This window comes from Ensifer sp. NM-2 (genome assembly GCF_003024455.1).
GTDB lineage: Bacteria > Pseudomonadota > Alphaproteobacteria > Rhizobiales > Rhizobiaceae > Ensifer > Ensifer canadensis.
On the sequence record NZ_PVZR01000001.1, the window covers coordinates 850,868 to 867,850 of the forward strand.

General features: G+C 64.0%; 13 protein-coding genes and 1 pseudogene. 4 read left to right on the plus strand and 10 right to left on the minus strand.

The genetic code is table 11. The annotated features are described in order from the left end of the window. The first annotated feature begins 96 nt into the window (after positions 1-96). Entirely contained in the window at positions 97-2,175 is a 2,079-nt protein-coding gene (gene mcpU / locus C6558_RS04125) for a methyl-accepting chemotaxis protein McpU (protein ID WP_225906252.1), read from the plus strand. A gap of 341 nt (positions 2,176-2,516) precedes the next feature. Then, a complete protein-coding gene (locus C6558_RS04130; RefSeq protein WP_239637566.1) occupies positions 2,517-4,733 on the plus strand; it encodes a methyl-accepting chemotaxis protein in 2,217 nt (738 codons plus the stop codon). 54 nt (positions 4,734-4,787) lie between these two features. On the opposite strand, the gene C6558_RS04135 is transcribed toward C6558_RS04130, so the two are convergent. Then, positions 4,788-6,038 (minus strand): class I SAM-dependent RNA methyltransferase, encoded by a 1,251-nt coding sequence (locus C6558_RS04135; RefSeq protein ID WP_025426144.1) that lies wholly within the window; start codon positions 6,036-6,038, stop codon positions 4,788-4,790. Continuing rightward, on the minus strand, positions 6,035-6,805 hold the full coding sequence (locus tag C6558_RS04140) for a TlyA family RNA methyltransferase (RefSeq protein ID WP_025426145.1): 771 nt from the start codon (positions 6,803-6,805) through the stop codon (positions 6,035-6,037). The genes C6558_RS04135 and C6558_RS04140 overlap by 4 nt, the downstream gene beginning before the upstream one ends. A gap of 115 nt (positions 6,806-6,920) precedes the next feature. On the opposite strand from C6558_RS04140, the pseudogene C6558_RS04145 reads away from it, so the two are divergent. Then, positions 6,921-7,868, plus strand: a pseudogene (locus tag C6558_RS04145) (methyl-accepting chemotaxis protein); the annotation flags it as partial. Positions 7,869-7,870: 2 nt separating this feature from the next. Here the strand turns inward: C6558_RS04145 and dxs are convergent. From dxs to C6558_RS04170, 5 genes are all read right to left on the minus strand, one after another. Then, positions 7,871-9,784: a 1-deoxy-D-xylulose-5-phosphate synthase gene (gene dxs, locus C6558_RS04150; RefSeq protein ID WP_038575941.1), complete on the minus strand. Its 1,914-nt coding sequence runs from the start codon at positions 9,782-9,784 to the stop codon at positions 7,871-7,873. A gap of 236 nt (positions 9,785-10,020) precedes the next feature. Beyond that, a complete protein-coding gene (locus tag C6558_RS04155) occupies positions 10,021-10,944 on the minus strand; it encodes a pirin family protein (protein WP_025426148.1) in 924 nt (307 codons plus the stop codon). Positions 10,945-11,054: 110 nt separating this feature from the next. Continuing rightward, positions 11,055-11,306, minus strand: a complete 252-nt coding sequence (locus C6558_RS04160) for an exodeoxyribonuclease VII small subunit (RefSeq protein WP_025426149.1) — start codon at positions 11,304-11,306, stop codon at positions 11,055-11,057. Between the two features lie 2 nt (positions 11,307-11,308). Further along, the gene (locus tag C6558_RS04165) at positions 11,309-12,238 is read right to left on the minus strand and encodes a histone deacetylase family protein (protein ID WP_025426150.1); all 930 of its coding nucleotides are present in this window, start codon (positions 12,236-12,238) and stop codon (positions 11,309-11,311) included. Between the two features lie 63 nt (positions 12,239-12,301). Beyond that, positions 12,302-13,276, minus strand: a complete 975-nt coding sequence (locus C6558_RS04170; protein WP_025426151.1) for a zinc-dependent alcohol dehydrogenase family protein — start codon at positions 13,274-13,276, stop codon at positions 12,302-12,304. 16 nt (positions 13,277-13,292) lie between these two features. Here C6558_RS04170 and C6558_RS04175 point away from each other — a divergent pair, with 16 nt between their 5' ends. After that, positions 13,293-13,694, plus strand: coding sequence for a thioesterase family protein (locus C6558_RS04175; RefSeq protein WP_025426152.1), 402 nt, complete (start codon positions 13,293-13,295; stop codon positions 13,692-13,694). A 12-nt stretch (positions 13,695-13,706) separates the two neighbouring features. On the opposite strand, the gene C6558_RS04180 is transcribed toward C6558_RS04175, so the two are convergent. The 3 genes from C6558_RS04180 to C6558_RS04190 are packed head-to-tail and all read right to left on the minus strand — an operon-like array spanning position 13,707 to position 16,948. Then, positions 13,707-14,894, minus strand: coding sequence for a thiolase family protein (locus tag C6558_RS04180; RefSeq protein WP_025426153.1), 1,188 nt, complete (start codon positions 14,892-14,894; stop codon positions 13,707-13,709). Further along, complete coding sequence (locus tag C6558_RS04185; protein ID WP_025426154.1) at positions 14,878-16,380, minus strand: class I adenylate-forming enzyme family protein; 1,503 nt, start codon at positions 16,378-16,380, stop codon at positions 14,878-14,880. The genes C6558_RS04180 and C6558_RS04185 overlap by 17 nt, the downstream gene beginning before the upstream one ends. A gap of 4 nt (positions 16,381-16,384) precedes the next feature. Beyond that, positions 16,385-16,948 (minus strand): biotin transporter BioY, encoded by a 564-nt coding sequence (locus tag C6558_RS04190; RefSeq protein ID WP_025426155.1) that lies wholly within the window; start codon positions 16,946-16,948, stop codon positions 16,385-16,387. Positions 16,949-16,983 lie beyond the last annotated feature (35 nt).

A 16,983-nucleotide genomic window follows, 5' to 3' on the forward strand; every position in this document is an offset into this window, starting at 1 on the left:
TGAGCGATGCTGCGCGTGAAAATCATCGAGAGCTCATGTCCGGCGAAGCACGCCGGCCCCTGTTAGGAGCCCATCTTGTCCAAGCGATCGAACCTCATGACGCGCATTCTCGTCGCCGCGTCCGGTGTCGTTGTTACCGCCTTTGCCGGCTTTTCCGTCTATATCGACACGCTTCAGTACGACACAACCACCAAGGCGGTCGAAGAAAACATCTCGTCCTCCGGCGTCCAGGCCGCACAGAGCGTCGCCAAGTGGCTCAACGGTCGCGTCACGTTGACGGCGATGGTGGCCGACGCCGCCGGTCGGACGACCGATGACAACGGCGTCCAGCCGATCCTCAAGAACGACGTGCTGACCAACGAGTTCATCTCGACCTATGTCGGCAACGAGAGCGGCAAGTTCATCACCTGGCCGGACAATCCGATGCCGGCGGGCTACGATCCGCGCCAGCGCCCGTGGTATCAGCAGGCCGTCAAAGCCGACGCGCGTGTTCTCACCGAGCCCTATGTCGACGCCTCGACCGGCGACCTCATCATCAGCGCTGCCGTTCCGGTCAAGCGCGACGGCAAGCTTTACGGCGTCACCGGCAGCGACTTCTCACTGGAAACGCTGGTCTCGATGGTCAAGGGCATCGACGTCGGCGGCGAAGGCTTCGCCTTCCTCGCCAGCAAGGACGGCCAGATCCTCGTTCACCCGGATTCCAAGCTCGTCACCAAGACGCTTGCCGACGCCTTCCCGATCGACACCCCGACGATCAGCTCCGGCATCATGAACACCGAACTCGATGGCAAGCCGATGATCGTCAGCTTCGTACCGGTTCAGGGCCTGCCCTCGGTCGAATGGTATGTCGGCTTCGTCATCGACGCCGATGTCGCCTATTCCGCGATCGACCAGTTCCGCATTGCCGCAACCGTCGCGACCATTCTCGCCGTCGGCGTCATGCTCGTCTTCCTCGCAACCTTCCTCAACCGCCTTGTCATCCGCCCCGTCACCGACATGACCGGCGCGATGGAGAAGCTTGCCGCCGGCAATCTCAACGTCGAAATCCCCGGCGAAGATCGCCGCGACCAGATCGGCTCGATGGCCGCCGCAGTCGCCGTCTTCCGTTCCAATGCGGTCGAGCGTGCCCGCCTCGAAGACGAGGCCGACGCCAACCGTTCACTGTCGGAGCGCGAGCGCCTGGAACGCCAGGCTCGCGATGCCCGTGATGCTGCCGAAGTGCAGCAGGCCGTCGATGGCCTGGCAAGCGGTCTCGGCCGCCTGGCCGACGGCGATCTCGCCTACCGCATCGACAATCCGTTTGCCGATCGTCTCGATCGTCTGCGCGCCGACTTCAACAACTCGGTCGCCAAGCTGCACGACACGCTCTGCGCCGTTGGTGCCAATGCCCGCGGCATCGACGCCGGTGCGACGGAAATCCGTTCGGCCGCCGACGATCTGGCCCGCCGCACCGAGCAGCAGGCAGCCTCGGTCGAAGAGACGGCAGCTGCGCTTGAAGAGATCACCACCACGGTCAAGGATTCTGCCCGCCGGGCGGAGGAAGTCGGCGTGCTGGTCGCCCGCACCCGGGCCGGTGCCGAAAAGTCCGGCGAGGTCGTTGCCAACGCCGTCGAGGCGATGCATGCGATCGAAAAATCGTCGGGCGAAATCTCCAACATCATCGGCGTCATCGACGACATCGCCTTCCAGACCAACCTGCTGGCGCTGAATGCCGGCGTCGAGGCGGCCCGTGCCGGTGATGCCGGCAAGGGCTTTGCCGTCGTTGCCCAGGAAGTGCGTGAACTGGCACAGCGTTCGGCCAATGCCGCCAAGGAGATCAAGGCGCTGATCACCACCTCGGGCAACCAGGTGCGCAGCGGCGTGACGCTGGTCGGCGACACCGGCAAGGCGCTGGAGACGATCGTTGCCGAAGTGCAGGAGATCAACAAGCATGTGAGCGCGATCGTCACGGCGACGCGCGAACAGTCGACCGGCCTTCAGGAGATCAACACGGCAGTCAACACCATGGACCAGGGCACGCAGCAGAACGCGGCAATGGTGGAAGAGCAGACGGCGGCAAGCCATGGCCTGGCTTCGGAAGCCGCTTCGCTCAATGCGCTTCTGGCCCAGTTCAACCTCGGCAATACCCAGAGCGCCTATGCGCCGGCAGCTATGCCGCGCCGTCGCGCCGCATAGACGTAAAACACCTTAGATGCGAAGCAGGGCCCGGAGCACAACTCCGGGTCTTTGTTTTTGGATGCCCGTTTTTCGAAAATCGGCGCGTGCGCCGTAATTCGTTGTTCCGGCTTTCCTTTTTTAAGTTTTGATAAAGTGTCGAGGCATACCGTCCGATTGCCGCGAAATGACTTCGCACCGCACATCCGCCGATAGGGTCCATCTCCCGAAAAGCTCGCCTCAGGGCCACCGATGTGTTCCAGACACCTGCCTCACGCTGCGCGTGTTTTGGCTTTCCATCACGCGTTCGAAGTTTGCTCGCGATCTGCTTTTTCAAGCAATCGCGCGAAGGGAGACGAACGGTGATTCTCAAGACTGCGACCGCACGAAACATGTTTGCCATCGTGATGACTGGCCTTTTGACCTGTATGGTCACGGCTGCCATCGTGTTCTGGCTATCCTATCAGCAGCTGAAAGAGCGCAGCATTGCGGAGATGACCAACGCCGCCTATGCAAGCGCCGCCAACGTCGAGGCGAGGTTCGCAGAGACGAAAACGCTCGCCAACAACATGCGCTCTGCCCTCTATGCCATGAAGGACAGTGGCACGGCGTCTCGCGAAGGTACGGTTGCGCTGCTGAAAAAGCTGATCGCGGACAACCCGCTCGCCGTTGGCCTCAGCACCGGCTGGGAGCCGAACGCGTTTGACGGCAAGGATGCGGAATATGCGGGCAAACCGGGCCACGATGCCAGTGGCCGCTACGTTCCCTATATCGCCCGTTCGGGGGAAAAGATCGTGTACGAAGCGCTGGTCGATTACGACAAGCCCGGCGCAGGAGATTACTATCAGGTCCCCAAGAAGACTGGCCGCGACATGATCACCGAGCCTTACTTCTACAAGATCGACGGCAAGGACGTGCTGATGACGTCGATCATGGTGCCGTTGAAGCTCGACAATGCCTTCGTCGGCGTCGATGGCGTCGACATGGCGCTTGACCACCTTTCCAACGAGTTGGGCAAGCTGGCCCCGTTCGGTACCGGATTCGTTTCGCTGGTCAGCCAGGGCGGCAGCATCATCAGCCATCCCGATCAGACTTTCCTTGGAAAATCGCTAAAGGACACCGGGCTTGAGGCCGGCGGTTGGGGCCAGCTTCTGGGCAAGACCGAGCAGGCGTTTGAACTCACCCACACGGATGGCTCGGTGCACATCGCCGTTGCCGTGCCGGTCAAGCTTCTGCCCGATACAACCTGGTACGTCGTCGTATCCGTGCCGCAGGCTACCGTCTTTGCCGGTCTCTCGCAGCTTGCGATGATCTCCGTCGCGGTTATCGCCGTCGCAGCCTTGATCATGATCCTGGTCGGTTGGACGCTTGCCACCCGATTCCGCAAGCGCGTTGCGGCGGTCATCGGCGTCACCGGTGAAATCGCTGCGGGCAAGACCGATGTCGACCTGTCGGAAGCCGAGTGCAAGGACGAGATCGGCGATCTCGCCCGCTCGCTGCAGGTGCTGCGCGACGCGACCATCGCCAAGCTCAAGCTCGAAGACGAGGCCGACGCCAACCGTTCACTGTCGGAGCGCGAGCGCCTGGAACGCCAGGCTCGCGATGCCCGTGATGCTGCCGAAGTGCAGCAGGCCGTCGATGGCCTGGCAAGCGGTCTCGGCCGCCTGGCCGACGGCGATCTCGCCTACCGCATCGACAATCCGTTTGCCGATCGTCTCGATCGTCTGCGCGCCGACTTCAACAACTCGGTCGCCAAGCTGCACGACACGCTCTGCGCCGTTGGTGCCAATGCCCGCGGCATCGACGCCGGTGCGACGGAAATCCGTTCGGCCGCCGACGATCTGGCCCGCCGCACCGAGCAGCAGGCAGCCTCGGTCGAAGAGACGGCAGCTGCGCTTGAAGAGATCACCACCACGGTCAAGGATTCTGCCCGCCGGGCGGAGGAAGTCGGCGTGCTGGTCGCCCGCACCCGGGCCGGTGCCGAAAAGTCCGGCGAGGTCGTTGCCAACGCCGTCGAGGCGATGCATGCGATCGAAAAATCGTCGGGCGAAATCTCCAACATCATCGGCGTCATCGACGACATCGCCTTCCAGACCAACCTGCTGGCGCTGAATGCCGGCGTCGAGGCGGCCCGTGCCGGTGATGCCGGCAAGGGCTTTGCCGTCGTTGCCCAGGAAGTGCGTGAACTGGCACAGCGTTCGGCCAATGCCGCCAAGGAGATCAAGGCGCTGATCACCACCTCGGGCAACCAGGTGCGCAGCGGCGTGACGCTGGTCGGCGACACCGGCAAGGCGCTGGAGACGATCGTTGCCGAAGTGCAGGAGATCAACAAGCATGTGAGCGCGATCGTCACGGCGACGCGCGAACAGTCGACCGGCCTTCAGGAGATCAACACGGCAGTCAACACCATGGACCAGGGCACGCAGCAGAACGCGGCAATGGTGGAAGAGCAGACGGCGGCAAGCCATGGCCTGGCTTCGGAAGCCGCTTCGCTCAATGCGCTTCTGGCCCAGTTCAACCTCGGCAATACCCAGAGCGCCTATGCGCCGACACCAACGTCGCGTCGGCGGGCGGCATAGGTCGGGTGCATCGGTCTGAACGATGAGAAAGGGCCCGGACATCCGGGCCTTTTTCTATTTCTCGAGCGTTGCGACTGCCTCGACATGGGCCGACCAGAGGAACTGGTCGATCGGCGTGACCGACGTGATGCGGTAGCCGGCAGCAACGAGGATCGCGAGATCGCGGGCAAGCGTTGTCGGATTGCAGGAGACGGCGACGATCTTCTTGACGCCGGAGCGGGCGATTTCCTGACACTGCACGTCCGCGCCCGCGCGTGGCGGGTCGAAGACGATGGCATCGTAAACCTTCAGTTCCTGCGCCATGAGCGGGCGGCGGAAGAGATCGCGCTTCTCGATCGTCACCGGCTTCAGCCCTTGCGTGTTGCGGGCGGAGAAGTCGAGCGCCTTCAGCGCCTTGTCCTCGCCTTCGACCGCGTGCACGCGGGCCTTGCGGGCGATGCGCAGGGCGAATGTGCCGCTGCCGGCAAAGAGGTCCGCAACCCGCTTTGCCTTGCCGATATGATCGAGCACCAGTGCTGCCATCGCCTCTTCAGCGGCAAGCGTTGCCTGGGTGAAGCCGCCGGGCGGCGGCGAGACGGAGACGCCGCCGAATTCGATCACCGGCTTCGTCGGCTCGACGATGATCTCACCATTGAGGCTGACGCGGGCAATGCCGCGTTCTCCGAGAACCGTCTCGACGGTGCGCCGGCGCTCGCGATCGCCAAATCCCTTGATGCCGTCGACCGAAAGGTCGAGACCGGAAAGCGTTTCGAGAACGGTGATGCGGAACGGTTCGGCGTTGACGGCCATGGCCGCGCCGATCTTGCCGATGGTGGCGAGCCGCGAGACGATGCCCGGGCTCGTGACGGGACATTCCGAAATCGCCACGATGTGGTGGCTTTCCGCCTGGTTGAAGCCGAGGAGCAGGTCTTTTTCGGTCTTGCGCGCCGTGAACACGGCGCGGCGGCGCTCGCCGGGTTGGGCTGTTATCAGCGGCGCGACATCAGGCTTCAATCCCTTCGACTTCAAGGCGTTGATCACCAGGTCGCGCTTGAAGGTCTGGTAGAGGCCGTCGGCCGCGTGCTGCAACGTGCAGCCGCCGCAGGTGCCGTTCTGACCGTCCGGGCCGAAGTGGCGACAGTGCGGTTCGACCCGGTCAGGCGATGCTTCGCGCAGCGAGATCAGCGTGCCCTGAGACTTGTTGACCGCAAGGGCCGCGCTCTCGCCCGGCAGCGTGAAGGGCGCATAGACCGGACCAGCCTCGGTTTCGGCAATGCCGTCGCCCTGCGCGCCGAGACGGGCGATGGTCAGGGTCTGCGTGCTCATGGCTTTTTCCCGGCCAGCAGGAACTCGACGTTGCCGTCGCCGCCTGATATCGGCGAGGGGATCAGCCCGAGGCTCTGCCAGCCCATGTCTTCGACCAGCCAGCGCTCGAGTTCGGCGGCAACCGCCGGCGCGCTGTCGGGATCCTTCAGCAGTCCGGCCTTGCTGATCGCATCGCGACCGGCCTCGAATTGCGGCTTGACCAGCAGGATGCAGTGCGCACCGCGAAGCGCCATCTCGAGTGCCGGCGGCAAGGCGAGCTTCAGCGAAATGAAGGAGACGTCGGAAACGATGAAGGTCACTTCACGGTTGTCGATGTCGTCCTCGGTCATCGCCCGGGCGTTGAGGCCCTCGATGCTGGTGACGCGCGGATCGCCCGAGATCCGCGGATGGATCTGGCCATGACCGACATCGATGGCAACCACGTGATCGGCACCGCGCTTCAACAGCACCTCGGTGAAACCGCCGGTGGAGGCGCCGATATCGACGCAGCTTTCACCGGTCGGATCGAGCGCGAAATGATCGAGCGCTGCGGCAAGCTTCAGCGCTGCGCGCGAAACATAGTCCTGCGCCGGGTCATCGATGGTGATGGTCACGCTCTCGGCAAAGGCCAACGACGGCTTGGTGACCGTGCGGCCGTCGACCTTGACGGTGCCGCGCTGGATCGCGTCGCGGGCACGGGCACGGCTAGCCACCAGTCCTGTGTTGAGCAGCAGCTGGTCCAGGCGGACTCTGTTCTTGTGTTCTTCATTCTGGCGTTCTTCTGACATGTGTTTCTCATGGAGGGTTGGCGGCCTATTGGCAAGCCCCCTCGCTGCACGGCTGCTCGGCAGAGCGGGTAAGACGTGGTGATAAAACCCCCAAGGAGACAGGGAAGTAATCACATCACGCGAAATAAGCGAAAGTGCTGACGACCTGTCGCGGCGCACGGAGCAGCAGGCCGCATCGCTGGAACAGACCGCGGCGGCCCTCGACGAGATCACCGCCAACGTCACGAGCTCGACGCGGCGGGCCGAAAAGGCGCGCATCGTGGCCGGAGAGGCGAATTCAAGCGCTGCCAAATCCGGCGTCGTGGTGGCGAGTGCCGTGGAAGCGATGCGCCGGATCGAAAGCTCCTCCGGCCAGATCTCCAACATCATCGGCGTTATCGACGAGATCGCCTTTCAAACCAACCTCCTGGCGCTCAATGCCGGTGTCGAAGCGGCGCGGGCGGGCGAGGCCGGCAAAGGCTTTGCGGTCGTTGCCCAGGAGGTGCGCGAGCTGGCCCAGCGCTCGGCAAAGGCCGCCAAGGAGATCAAGGAGCTTATCCGCAATTCCAGCGTCGAGGTCGAAGGCGGGGTCAAGCTGGTGCGCGATACCGGCGAGGCGCTGAAGGCGATTGGCGGCCATGTGGCCACCATCAACCAGCACATGGACGCGATCGCCATCTCGGCGCGCGAACAGTCGGTGGGGCTCAGCGAAGTCAACACCGCCGTCAACCAGATGGACCAGGTGACGCAGAAGAACGCGGCGATGGTCGAAGAGGCCAATGCCGCCAGCGCCCAGCTCGCCAGCGAGGCCGGCCGTCTGCGCGAGCTCATCGCCCGCTTCACGCTGCCGGGCCGCACGAACAGCATGACCGCCCCAAGCGATCTGCGCACCATGGCACCACTATGGCGGCGCCATCTGCACCGATACGCTCGGCGAGTGCCGCCCGCCCCGTGTCTTACGGCAATGCGGCGGTGGCGCAGGACGATTGGCAGGAATTCTGATCGTCGCCACGACACACAAGAAAGCAAAAGCCCCGGTTCATCGCCGGGGCTTTGGTGTTTCGGACTGCCTTCGATCGCGTAGCCTTAGCCGGCAGCGCCGATGCCGATATCCTGCTTCTGGCCGAGTGCCTTGAACACCGTAGAAACGATGCCGGCGCGGTCGAGGCCGGCCAAGGCATACATCGCTTCGGGCTTTGCCTGCTCCATCCAGATGTCAGGCATCACCATCGGGCGCACCTTCAGGCCACCGTCGAGCAGGCCGTCTTCTGCGAGGAACTGCAGCACGTGGCTGGCAAAACCGCCGACTGCGCCTTCCTCGATGGTCACAAGCACTTCGTGATGGCGGGCAAGCTGGCGGATGAGGTCGTGGTCGAGTGGCTTGGCAAAGCGCGCGTCGGCAACCGTCGTCGAAAGACCCGCCGCGTCGAGATCTTCGGCGGCCAACAAACAGTCGGCAAGGCGCGTGCCGAAGGAAAGCAGCGCCACCTTGGAGCCTTGCTTGACCACGCGGCCCTTGCCGATTTCAAGGATCTGGCCGCGCTCCGGCATTTCGACGCCCACGCCTTCGCCGCGCGGATAGCGGAACGAGATCGGGCCGGCATCATAGGCGACAGCGGTCCGCACCATGTGCTTCAGCTCTGCCTCGTCGGCGGCTGCCATGACGACGAAGCCGGGCAGGGTCGCGAGATAGGTCGTGTCGAAGGAGCCGGCATGGGTAGGCCCGTCGGCGCCGACGAAACCGGCGCGGTCGATCGGAAAACGCACAGGCAGGCCCTGGATCGCCACGTCGTGGACCACCTGGTCGTAGCCGCGCTGCAGGAAGGTGGAATAAAGTGCGGCAAACGGCTTGTAGCCTTCAGATGCCAGACCGGCCGCAAAGGTCACCGCGTGCTGTTCGGCGATTCCGACGTCGAAGCAGCGCTTGGGGTGGGCGAGGGCGAACTTGTCGAGCCCGGTGCCGGATGGCATGGCGGCGGTGACCGCAACGATCTTGTCGTCGAAACCGGCTTCCTGCGTCAGGGCTTCGGCGAAGACCGAGGTGTAGGCGGGCGCGTTCGGCTTTGCCTTGGCCTGCGCGCCGGTGATGACGTCGAACTTGTTGACGCCGTGATACTTGTCGGCAGCGGCTTCGGCGGGCGGATAGCCCTTGCCCTTCTGCGTCACCACATGGATCAGCACCGGCCCCTTGGCGTTGTCGCGAACGTTGCGCAGTACCGGCAGCAGGTGCTCGAACGAGTGACCGTCGATCGGGCCGATATGATAGAAGCCCATTTCCTCGAACAGCGTGCCGCCGGTGACGTAGCCGCGGGCATGCTCGACCGCGCGGGTGATCGCCCGGTCGACCGTCTTGCCGAGATAGGCCGTCAGTTTCTTGCCGACTTCGCGGATGCCCATGTAGGTGCGGCCGGAAGCGAGGCGCGCCAGATAGGCGCTCATCGCGCCGGTCGGTGGCGCGATCGACATGTCGTTGTCGTTGAGGATGACGATCAGGCGGGCATCGAGCGCGCCCGCATTGTTGAGCGCTTCATAGGCCATGCCGGCCGAAAGCGCACCGTCGCCGATGATGGCGATGACATTGCGGTTCTTGCCGTCGAGGTCGGCGGCGACAGCCATGCCGAGGCCGGCGGAAATCGACGTCGAGGAGTGCGCGGCACCGAAGGGGTCGTATTCGCTTTCGGCGCGACGGGTGAAGCCGGACAGGCCGCCTTCCTGGCGCAAGGTGCGGATGCGATCGCGACGGCCGGTCAGAATCTTGTGCGGGTAGCACTGATGGCCGACGTCGAAGATCAGCCGGTCATGCGGCGTGTTGAATATCTTGTGGATGGCGATCGTCAGCTCGACGACGCCGAGGCCCGCGCCGAGATGGCCACCGGTACGCGAGACCGCATCGATCATCTCTGCACGAACTTCGCCGGCAAGCTGCGGCAGATCCTTGTCGTCGATCTTCTTCAGATCGTCGGGAAAGGTCACCTTGTCGAGCAAGGGGGTTGCCGGCATCGGGTTCGTTGGCAGTTGTGTCACGCTGCATGCCTCATGCGCACCGCACGGATCGGGTGCGCGATAGTTGGTGGTACCGTTAAAGCGGCTCTTTAGACGCAATTGTTGCTGAATGCAAAATTAGGCTTTCCTGCGTCGTTGTCCTAGACACTACCGTATGATTCCCTGAATCGAAATCGATTTAAGGAAGCATGCGGCAACTGGAAGCGGCAAGCGGTCGCGGTTGTTCGATGCCCTCAACCGGTGGGAAGGGGCACGAATTCCTCCTCGTCGCCGGGCACGATGTCGAAGCGGCCGGTGCGCCATTCTTCCTTGGCCTTCTCGATGCGGTCCTTTGACGATGACACGAAATTCCACCAGATGTGGCGGGCCGAGCCGAGTGCTGCGCCGCCGAACAGCATGACATGACAGCCGAGCGGACCGGCGGTGACGGTGATTTCGTCGCCAGGCCGGAAGACCAGCAGCTGATTGTCGGCGAAGTGGTCGCCGGCGATGATCGCTTCGCCTGAGAGGATATAGATCGCACGCTCTTCCCAATTGGCGGCAAACGGCGCGCTTTTGCCGGGCGCGATGTTGAGGTCGACATAGATCGTGTCGGTAAAGACCGAGACCGGCGACTTCTGCCCTTCGAAGCTGCCGATCACCACCCGGGCATCTATGCCGCCGTCATTGAGCTGCGGCAGCATGTGCCGTTCGGTATGGTCGAAGATCGGGTCGATCTCTTCCTTGTGGTCGGGGAGCGCCAGCCAGGTCTGCAACCCGGAAACCGAGCGTTCATGCCCGCGCTGGTTTTCCGGTGAACGCTCGGAGTGAACGATGCCGCGGCCGGCGGTCATCAGGTTCACGTCGCCGGGGCGGATGACCATTTCGGTGCCGAGGCTGTCGCGATGCTTGATTTCGCCGTCGAACAGATAGGTCACGGTCGAAAGGCCGATATGCGGATGCGGCCGAACGTCGATCGCCTCGCCGGCACGCAACAGCGCCGGTCCCATCCGGTCGAAGAAGATGAACGGCCCGACAAGCCGCCGCTTCGCTGTCGGTAGTGCGCGGCGAACCTGCAATCCGCCGATGTCGCTGGTGCGCGGGATGATCAGGTGTTCGATGGCGTCGCAGGCGGGCTTGTCGCCGGCGAGCGGGTCGGGGCCTGGAAAGAAGGACATGGTGCACGCTCCCGTTGTTCGTATGGTCTGAGCCTAGCGCCTAACGCACGTTGCGGGTAGGCGCTAGGCGAAGACGCAGCGTTTCCGGACGTTGACCAATCCCCCGTCGTTTACTCCGCGTCGAGCGGTTCCACGCCCTGCGGCTTGCCGGCACGGTCGAGCCTGATTTTTTCGATCCGGTCTTCGGCAGCCTTCAACAGCGCCTCGCAGTGCTTCTTCAGCGCTTCGCCGCGCTCATAGATCTCGATCGACTTGTCGAGCGCGACGTCGCCGCGTTCCAGTGCCGAGACGATGCGCTCCAGCTCTTCGACGGCTTGCTCGAAGGAGAGGGCCGAAACGTCCGGTTGCGTGGTGGTGGTCATGGTTACCCTCTCATCAATCTCAAAATATGCATGCCGGCCGACTCGGCCAGTCCCTGCAGGTCATAGCCGCCCTCGAGCAGGCTGACCATGCGGTTGCCGGCGCTGCGGTCGGCGATCTCGTGCAGGCGGCCCGTCGCCCAGTCGAAGTCCTCGGCGACAAGGTTGATCTGCGCCAGCGGATCGCGGTAGTGGGCATCGAAGCCGGCCGAGATCAGGATGAAATCCGGCCGGAAGTTCGTCAGCGCCGACAGCACACGAGAGCGGAACGCCTCGCGAAAATGCTCGCTGCCGGCATTGGGCGAGAGCGGCGCGTTGACGATGTTGCCTTTCACGCCGGTTTCGTCCTTGGCCCCGGTGCCGGGATAAAGCGGCATCTGATGAGTGGAGCAGAAAAGCACCGACGGATCGTCCCAGAAGATGTCCTGAGTGCCGTTGCCGTGGTGCACGTCCCAGTCGACGATCGCCACGCGCTCTGCCCCATGCGCCACCTGTGCGTGGCGGGCGGCAATCGCGACGGTGTTGAAGAAGCAGAAGCCCATGGCCTTGTTCTTCTCGGCGTGGTGGCCGGGCGGACGCGCCGCGACGAAAGCGTTGTCGGCCTTGCCCGTGAAAACTGCATCGACCGCCTCAACCGCACCGCCGATGCCGGTCAATGCCGCCTCGAGGCTGAACGGGCTGGCATAGGTGTCAGCTTCCAGATTGGCGATGCCCTCTTCGGGGATGGCGCGCTTGACGGTGCGCAGATGCTCCTCCGGATGGGCGAGCAGCACCAGGTCTTCGCTCGCCTTCGTCGCCTTTATGCGCTTGAGGTCGGCGAAATTCGGGTGCTCGAGCGCAAGGTTCAGCGCTTTCAGCCGGTCCGGCCTTTCAGGGTGACCTTCCGGAACCTCGTGTTCCAGGAAGATCGGATTTTCATAGAGCAGCGTGGTCATGCGCCGAAACTAGTGCTCCAACCTGCCAACGTCCATGGCGCGCCCAAGCGAAAGCACTGATTTTCAACAGCGCGTATCAAGCAGCAGCTTGCCGTCGCGGCGAGGATCCGCCTGATGCGCCAAGGCCTCATCCAGGCAACTGAGCGGGTAGGTTTGCGCAATCCGGCTTGAGAAAAGCCCGGTGCGCAGACCGGCAAAACTCTGCGCAAAAGCCGCTTCGATCGCTGGCCGACCGGCGGCGTGCACCCAGGTTCTCAGCCACAGAAAGGAGAAGCGTACATCCGGCCGAGCCTGGATTGCCGGTATCGGCACGGGCACACCGCTAAGCGCGCCATACTGGATGAATGCGGCGCCGAGCTGGAGCGTCTGGCCGATGAGCTCGCCGGCAAACGGGCCGCCGACCGCGTCGACAATGGCGTCGAAGGCAAGGCCCGAAGGGATATGCCCTTTATCGGCGATGACGATTTTGCCGGGTGTGTCGGACGCAAGCCGCTCGGCGCTGCGTTGGCTGCGCACGATCCCTATCGGTTTTGCGCCTTCGCCCGACATGAGCTTCAGCAGCATGCCGCCGATGGCCGAACCCGCTGCGGTCACGCCGATTCTCTGGCCGTTCACCGATCCGAAATGGGACTTGAGCGCTTCGATGAGCCGGATCGTCGTCAGCGGGTTGACGTAGCTGGTGGCCGCCTGGCGGTCGTCGATATCGTCAGGCACGGCAAAGCACCATTCGGCCGGCCGTACCAGATATTGCTGCCAAAGGCCGCTTGCGCCGATCGGGATCACGCGATCGCCGGGCTTCAAGGTCGTAACGCCAGCGCCGATGCGGCTGACGGTGCCGACGCCCTCGAAGCCGGGCACGAAGGGCAGGGTCGTCCGGGCACTATAGGCGCCGGTGACGGGAATGAGGTCGGAGGGATTGATGGCCGACAGGGAGAGCGCGATCTCGACCCCGCCGTGCCCCGGCGGGATTCGCTCGGCATCGACGAGCGCAATCACTTGTCGCGGATCGCCGAACTGGCTAACGAGGGTGGAGCGCATTCTAAGAGGACCTCGCATGGACGGCAGGGAGCGGGAAAACGTCACGGAAATCCGCATTCCGTTTCGCGATATAGACATGCATGGCCACATGCACAATGCCGCCTACTATGCCCATGCCGAAGCGGCACTTTCCCAACTCTGGCGGCACCGGCCGTCGGTCGTCCATGAGCCTGCCTATCTCGTTCGCCGCTCGGCCTGTGTCTTCCATCGCGGCCTGCGCTATGACGAGCCGGCGCGCTTCATCGTTACTGTCGCCAAGATCGGCGGAAGCTCGGTGAGCTTTGCCGTGCGCGTCGAGGCGGCCGGCCAGCTTGCGGCAGAACTCGAGATTGTCTGGGTTGCCGTCGATCGCGAACGGCACACGCCGCTGCCGGTGCCGGCCGCAACGCGCGAATGGCTCGGCAGCTACATTCTCTGAACCATCACGAACCTATTCGGTAGGCCGCAGGCTGCGGAACAGCGCGACGCCGCCCATGCCGCCGCCGATGCCCATCATCGCCAGTGCCTGCGTTTCGCGCGGGACTGCCAGCATCTGCGTGAACAGCCGCACCACGAGGATCGCGCCGGATGCGCCATAGGGATGGCCGAGGGCGATGGCACCGCCGTCGAGATTGACCCGTTCCGGCGAAATATCGAGTTGATCTAGGCTGCCGAGCACCTGCGAGGCGAAGGCCTCGTTGAATTCGATGAAATCAATCGCATCGACATCAAGCGCCGGATTGCGCGCTTTCAGTTTTTCCATCGCCGGCACCGGGCCGAGCCCGAGCAGATCGGGATGCACACCGGCGGTCGTCGCATCGATGAATTCGAGCGCAAAGGAAAGCCCCAGGCGTCGCGCTTCGGCAAGGCTGGTCACCAGAACCATCGCTGCGCCGTCGTTGATCGGGCAGGCATTTCCGGCGGTCACCGTGCCGTCCTGGACGAAGACGGGTTTCAGCCGCTGCAGGGTTTCGAGCGATGCATTGGCGCGCGGGCATTCGTCGGCCTCGACGATCCCCGCAGTCGTTTCGATCGGTACGATCTCGCGCGTAAACCGGCCCGCGCCCTGGGCGGCGACGGCGCGTCGCTGGCTTTCGAGCGCAAACGCATCCTGTCTTTCGCGGGAAATGCTGCAGGCTGTGGCGACGTTTTCGGCGGCAACGCCCATGTCAGGGTCACCGATCTCGTCCGGTGCCATGCGCGAACGCTTGATCGGTTGAGGCTCTTCGCCAGGGGTCGTCGGCGGCCTCAGGCGAATATGGGCGCGACTGGCGCTTTCGGTGCCGCCGGCAAGGTAGAAGCGACCGGCGCCCGACTGGATGAGACGGGCGGCAAGGGTGATGGCCTCGAGCCCGGCGCCGCACTGCCGGTCAATGGTCAGGCCGGGTGTCGATACCGGAAGTCCGGCCTCAAGTGCCGCCAGCCGTCCAAGGTTGCCGGCGCAGTTGGCGGCATTGCCGAGGATGACGTCATCGAGCGCCTCCGCCGCCAGGCCGACATCGGCGAGGATGCGGGTGATCAACGGCGCAGCGAGCCGTGCCGGCTCGACCTCCGCGAGCACGCCGCGCACGCGCCCAACAGGCGTACGCAGGGCCGCCACGATCACCGGTGTGCGCGATGGGTCAGACGAAGGGCTCAAGGGCGTCATGTCCGTCCACAATCCATTGCTTGAGAGTCCCGGCGGCCACCTTACCAGATTGCGTCATCGGTAAGGTATGGCAAAGCCAGATCCGTCGTGGATGTTTATAGCGCGGCAGATGGCTGTCGAGATGACGGTCGAGCGCCGCTCGGTCGATTGTTGCACCATTCGGCTCGATGACGGCGACGAGTTCGCTGCCGAGATCGGGATGGTCCAGTCCGAGAACGAACGCCGCATGCACATCGGCATGCCCGACAAGCGTCGCCTCGACCTCCTGCGGATAGATGTTGTTGCCGCCGGAAAGCACCATGCCGCCGGAGCGCCCGACGAGATGCAGCGTGCCGTCGGCACTAAGGAATCCGAGGTCGCCGACGGTTGCGAGCCTGCCGACACGCCTGAGGCCCGCACCATCTCCGGTGCCGATATAGCCGCTCGAAATCAGGTCGCTGTTGACGAAGATCGTGCCGGCTTCGCCTGACGGTAGCGGCTTTTCGCTCTCGTCGAGCACGATTAGGCCGACACCGGGAAAGGCGCGTCCGACGGCGGTCGCCGATGCTGTGTCGCCGGGACCGGCAACGCTGATGAAGCCGAGTTCGGATGCTCCGTAATACTCGACGATGTCAGCTTGCGAAAACGGTGTCGCAGCGGCTGCGCGATCGGCGGGTGTCAGCTTGGCGCCGGCAACGGTGATCTTCTGCACCGACGCCAATGCCGCATGGGAAGGCGATGCGCAGAGCCGCCTCAGCATCGTCGGTACCAGCACGAGCCGTCTGACATCCTGCGAGGCGATGGTCTCGGACGCACGCGCCGCATCGAAATGCGCCATGCCGACGAATTCGGCGCCGGCAACAAGCGTTTCGGCGAACGCATAGAGCGTCAGCCCATGGGCGAGCGGGCCGGGGGCGAAGGTGCGCGTGTCGCTGTTAATGCCAAAAAAATCCTGGCCCATCTTCAGGCTGCGCCGCCAGGACCCGCGATCGCGCACGATCGCTTTCGGCATGCCCGTGGTACCGGAAGTGAAGACGACGAGAAACGGCTCGTCATCGGCGCCGATGGCGATCGGCGTCATGTCTTCGTCTGAACCGGCGGCGAAAAGCAGGCTTTGACCGGAAGCGGTCGCATCGAGCCGCAGCCCCTCGCCGTCGGCGCGAACCGTGATGTCGGGGCGCAATTGCTCACGCATTGCCGCCCGCGTTGTCTCCGGCAGATGTGGGTCGATCAAAACAACGCAATGCCCGCCTGATGTTGCGGCGACGAATGCGGCAGCGAAAAGGGGATGGTTGCCGATCTCCAGTGCGATCAGCTTTGTGGTGGCGGGCAGGACGTTTTTATTCCCGGTGTCTGCCGTCAATCTCCCGAACGCGGAAACGAGCTGGCCGGCGCAAAGCGCAAGCTCCCGGAATGTGAAAACCCGGCCTTCCATGCGGAAGGCCGGGACTTGCGGGATTTGTTCCGCGTGGCGCGCAATGGCGGCGGCAAACGGCATCGGTTCAGGCGCGAACCGGCAGCAGCGGATAGCCGGCGAAGACGGCGCGTGCGGCAAGCGTCGCGATGGCGGCCTTCAGCAGGTCGCCGGGAAGGAATGCGAGCGAACCGGTGGCAACCGCGAGCAGCGGCGTGCCGGTGACGGCCGATACCCAGGGCATGCCGATCGCATAGAGCACGACGATGCCGCCGATTACCGAGGCGAGGAAGAAGCCGACGAACTGGTGCAGTTCAGCCTGGCCTTCCCGGACGAAGCGCTGCGCGATCAGGCCGGTGACGAAGGTGGCAACGACCCAGCCGAGAATGAAGCCGCCAGACGGGCCGGCAAAGACGGCGAGACCGCCACGACCGCCTGATAGCACCGGCAGACCAATGGCGACGAGCAGAATGAAGAGCAGGAAGGCGAAAGCGCCGCGCTTGGCGCCGAGAATGCAGCCGGCGAGCATCACGCCCATGGACTGCGCGGTGATCGGCACGGGAATGAAGCCGAGCGTGATCGGCGGAATGAGGCCGAGCACGACGACGATCGCGGCAAAGAGGGCGATAAGGACGAGATCTCTGGTGTTCATGCTGTTCCGGTTCCTTGCTTATTAGGATGCGCGAA